Genomic DNA, 4,479 nt, shown 5'->3' on the forward strand with positions numbered 1-4,479 from the left:
CCAAGGATTTAGCGGAACGGAAAGCAAGTACAACAAACTGACTTCCCTTGTTGGCGACCAACATGATCACAAGACATGGTTAGAGAAGCTGAGGTCTGGGTTGCAGACACTGGAGGAAAATGCGGAGGCAGTCACACTGGATCTTATATCTGGACTTGGGCATGGTGCTGCGTTGCATTTCCCAGACATGCCATGGGCAAAATGGAAATATACCAACGCCCACAACGAAACGATTGAGCGAGAAAATCTTCCAGACTTCATTAATGCTGCTGACATGGCTTGCAAAGTCGTGCAAGCATTTTGTGCAGGTGTTTTGGACTTCGAAGGCCAGCCTGGTCTCCCCTCGCCGGCTAAAGTGGACTTAATTAAATTACTCGAATCAAATCAGGACCATGACGAGAAAAAACGCTTCGAGGTTGTGTGCAGTAGCGTTGCAGCCGGCGCTATCTCGGGACTTCATGAACCGGTTCCTCCTTACATTCCTAAGGGCGTGGGTTCCTGGAAGGCACTGGGAACCGGTATAACGTCTGAAGATGACGGTGACGAAAGGCCGGCTTGGACACCAGCCTTCGAGGAGTCAGACTATCGTAAATTCCATGACGCAGTGAAAGAGCACCGTTTCGTAGTGATACAGGAGATTCTACCTGCCCATGGTGTCCGTCTTGCTTGATTTAACACGCCCGCAACCGGCCACAATCGGCCAGAAGCGGTCAGACACCATAATGGACGATCAAGGCTAGGGGTTTAGTTAAGATGCTACGGATTTTAAAAGATTTTTCCCTCACTGGTTGCGCTTTGATGGGGGGGGGGGATTCTACTTCTTGCTGTGAGTAGTTATTACTTCCCTCCGACATACGAGGCAGTCGCTAAGTCGCCAAATTCACCGTCTCAAATAGTTTTGCAACTTGAACCAATGTATTTTTGGCTGGCGGAGTATAAGCGCTTTGCAGTAATTCGCAGGCCTGGAGAACCAGAACAGCGCATAGAAATGTTTCCTGATACTGGGGGCTATTGGCCCTACCTGCGGTGATATTGATTATCATGGATGAAATTACCGAAACGGCATACGGCCAACTGCCCAAGACACGGTAGGGAGCCAACCTACCGCAAGATGACGTTTTGGCGGCGTTCTATGTCTCAGCGTTTTTGTGGATACAAGGTACTTCAAATTCAAACTAATTTTACTCGTATAATGAAATGGAAATATGGTCGCTCCTATTTTTGATACCCATGAATACATTAAGCGTCTAGAAGATGCTGGAGTTGATCGGAAACAGGCAGATGCACATCTCGAAGCCATAAAGGCTGCTCTGGATCCATTAATCGCTAAGTCGATGAATAAACTTGATTCGACAGATTTTGAAAACATCTATCTGCAGACTCGAAATCGTAGTTGGAAGTGGTTCCTGGGGGTGGCGGGCATCTTTGGTGTGGGAACCATGCTCGGTGCATGGCAAGTCATAAATATATCTGCTTCGAAGGGTGTGGCTGCGTATGTCAAGACCGAGAGTTTTCAACGCGATGTAGTAAACGCTGCGATATCTCGTTTAGACTCACTAGATGCTAGAACCGCAAAGGCCGAGAAGACTATCGTCGAAAGTGAAAAACGTGCTGGTGCTCTAGGTGGCCTTCCATTATCGGTTAGTGAGAATGGCCTTGTGTTGACTGATCGAATGGGAAGAAATTTTCACATCGAAACTGGAACAGCACACAGCGGAGAAATTGTCCTATTTAAATCTGCTTTCAAGACGCGACCAAAGCTTCTAATTCAGGCTCAAAGCCAAACTGGCAGCATCAACGATGATGCCTTCTCAGATTTCCAGTATCGTCGCCAAATTCAGGCAGATAGGGTATTTAATCGAAAGGAAAGGCTCTTTAATCCCATAAAAGATGGAAGTTCAGGCTTTAGTCTTAGAACCGAGGCGATAGCGAGGAGCTATGATTGGGTTGCAATTGGGGAATAGCCGCAACGGCGCGACTTCCGCTTAGTCGTGACAAGTTATGGCCTTTGCCAGCCGGCAAGATATTATTCTGGCCTAGTAGGCAGCATTCGGCTGTGGACGACGATGTTTCCTGCTCCTGTTGGCCATCGCTATCTTCTGCGCGACCAGATAATTTTCGATATTCCTAAGATAATCATGTTCTTTCAACGTCGCTTCACTCTTTTAGTCGCAGTTTTTTTGCATTGCTCGGTCAGTCATTATCAATTTTCGCAGCTCCTATCCCTATGAATGAACAGAAATTTTGGCAATTAGTTGAAACGGTAAAAAAAGAATCAGGTACAAATATTGACTCCCGGCCAGTAGTTTTGCAAAAACGTCTTTTTTCACTTGAACCCGAAGAAATTCAAGGCTTCCAGCAAAGATATGAGACCCTGCTACTCGAAGCCAACAGTTGGAACCTCTGGGGTGCGGCGTACCTTATGAACGGAGGGTGCTCTGACGATGGATTTAAATATTTTCGTGACTGGCTAATTTCCGAAGGTAAAGAAACTTTTAAGGGCGCGATTGCGAACCCAGATTCGCTGGCTACGATTGCGCGCAGAGAGTATTTTGAGCTGGAGTCTTTTGGGTATGCTGCCCTCAAGGCGTACGCCGCTAAAGGGGCTGGTGAGCTAGAACGAGACTTCAAGGTGGAATATGCGGTAACGATGGGCGAAGAATGGGATGAATCGGATTTGCCTGGATTGCTGCCGGCGCTGGCTGCGAAGTACCTTGGAAATTAGTGTGTGCCAGGCAGCCTTCGGCCATAGCAGACCTTCACGAAATCACTGAAAAAGAAGAGATTTTTATGTCTGAATACCTTTGTAATTTTGTTCTTGCAAAAATGACTGTCTATTTTCAAAGTTAGCTTAAATCACAATGCGATTTTTCCTATCTTCTCTGACTTTGGTGTTGTCTCTATTCGCTAGTTTCCACAGCGTATTTGCCGATGATTTTGTTCCTCGGGACCTTAAAATCTGTGAGTCGAATTCGACCGATAGAATCTGCAAAGATCCTTTTTCAGATAATGAGATCGTCGATTTTCAGAAAAAGATGGCCACGCAGAAATTAATTTTCAAAGTTGAAGAAAATACATTAATGGTTATGGCGGAAGTCAGACCGGAAGAGATTACCGAATATAGTAAGCCATACATCTGTTGTGAAATTCAGGCATATTTAGATAAAATTGCGGAAAATATGTATGCCGCAAAATTTCGCTGGAATCAGATGGCGAAAGCAAATTTGGACCTGAGTTTTTTGAACGTGAAAAGTGAATCGACCAAGTTTCGTGTTCAAGGAGATAATCGGTTTGCGATGGTTGATCCGCTACCGAATAACTTCCTGATCTCAGATGCAGGGATGTCACAAAGCGAAAACTCGTATGTTATAAATGAGGACTTAGGTTCGCAGAGGGTTACCGTGTTCAAGGGGGCCGCGTGCCGTACACATTTAACTAAATGTGTAATCATCTACATGCCGGACGGAGAAAATGTTGGTAACTTGGTACATAATTCAATAGTTAGTCACATTGATTTAAGCCATTTTGTATTCGTTGGTATACACAATTCCATAGTGGAATCGAATAGTACTCGTATTGAAGAGCTGCTTTTTGGATTTGCGCCTCAAAGATTTTCAGCGTTTATGAAATTCGTCACTTCAGATTTAAGGAAGAAAATTGAGGGTGACGAACATCCTGCGCATAGATTTTCGGCTGGATATTCGAATGGCGGGGCGTGGGCTCTGGATGCTCTAATAGAGAATCCAAATTTATTTGATGGAGCTATTGCCATGTCACCGGCACAATGGGTGCTTCGAAGCAACGAAATGCTTACCGATAAGACAATATTTATTGGGGCAGGACTGCTTGAGCCAAATTTTTATGAAGCTGCTCAATCGTATAGCGCAGCTTTGAAAATGCACGGTGTGGAGGTAAATGAGATTTATGTTCCGAGTGGCCATGGAATGAATACTTGGTTAAATATTTGGAACAGCGCATTGATCTCTTTGCAACCGGTACATAGCCAATGAATTGCACATCGAGTAGCTGCGTTATTCCAACCTAAGCATGTGAATTGAGTGTCCGTAACGGGCCAACTTCCGTCTGGTCGTGACAACGGTGAACTTTGCAAGCAGGCAAGATGCTATTCTGACCATGCAGGCAGCATCCGGCCCAGACCGTGTAAAAACACACTCTGCAGTGCCGACAAATTAATTTTATCTGCATGGGCAGGTTTGGAAGCCCCAGAGAGCATTGTTGGCGCTTCGCCATCTCGTCTGCACTTTCGGCGGGGCCAACAAGATTAACGCTCTGAGTAAGTGTTTTAGGCCTGCAAAAAGGGCATATGCCCTGATCGCCTCCATCACCCTGGTAAAGCCAAGCAAGCTCATCAAGCGTTTGAAATTATAGGCAAGCACATGCAGGCCCATCTCGGCCTGGACGCGCTCCAGCCCTTTCGTAAGGAAGTGGGTCCAGCCCATCCAGGACTTGATCGTGCCG

Annotated in this window: 4 protein-coding genes and 1 pseudogene; 4 read left to right on the forward strand and 1 reads right to left on the reverse strand. The window is 45.9% G+C overall.

Annotated features, from left to right (window positions below; all coding sequences use genetic code 11):
- From GTP27_RS23090 to GTP27_RS23105, 4 genes are all read left to right on the forward strand, one after another.
- On the forward strand, positions 1-670 hold a 670-nt coding region (locus GTP27_RS23090), incomplete at its 5' end, for a DUF6765 family protein (RefSeq protein WP_371865990.1).
- A 535-nt stretch (positions 671-1,205) separates the two neighbouring features.
- Complete coding sequence (locus tag GTP27_RS23095; RefSeq protein WP_161041435.1) at positions 1,206-1,964, forward strand: CCDC90 family protein; 759 nt, start codon at positions 1,206-1,208, stop codon at positions 1,962-1,964.
- A gap of 263 nt (positions 1,965-2,227) precedes the next feature.
- Positions 2,228-2,725 carry a DUF4240 domain-containing protein gene (locus GTP27_RS23100; protein WP_161041436.1) on the forward strand — a complete coding sequence of 166 codons (498 nt, stop codon included), beginning with the start codon at positions 2,228-2,230 and terminating at the stop codon, positions 2,723-2,725.
- A gap of 310 nt (positions 2,726-3,035) precedes the next feature.
- Complete coding sequence (locus GTP27_RS23105) at positions 3,036-4,010, forward strand: alpha/beta hydrolase (RefSeq protein ID WP_161041437.1); 975 nt, start codon at positions 3,036-3,038, stop codon at positions 4,008-4,010.
- Positions 4,011-4,325: 315 nt separating this feature from the next.
- Here GTP27_RS23105 and GTP27_RS23955 read toward each other — a convergent pair.
- Positions 4,326-4,479, reverse strand: a pseudogene (locus GTP27_RS23955) (IS5/IS1182 family transposase); the annotation flags it as partial.

Source organism: Duganella qianjiadongensis, assembly GCF_009857915.1.
GTDB lineage: Bacteria > Pseudomonadota > Gammaproteobacteria > Burkholderiales > Burkholderiaceae_D > Rugamonas > Rugamonas qianjiadongensis.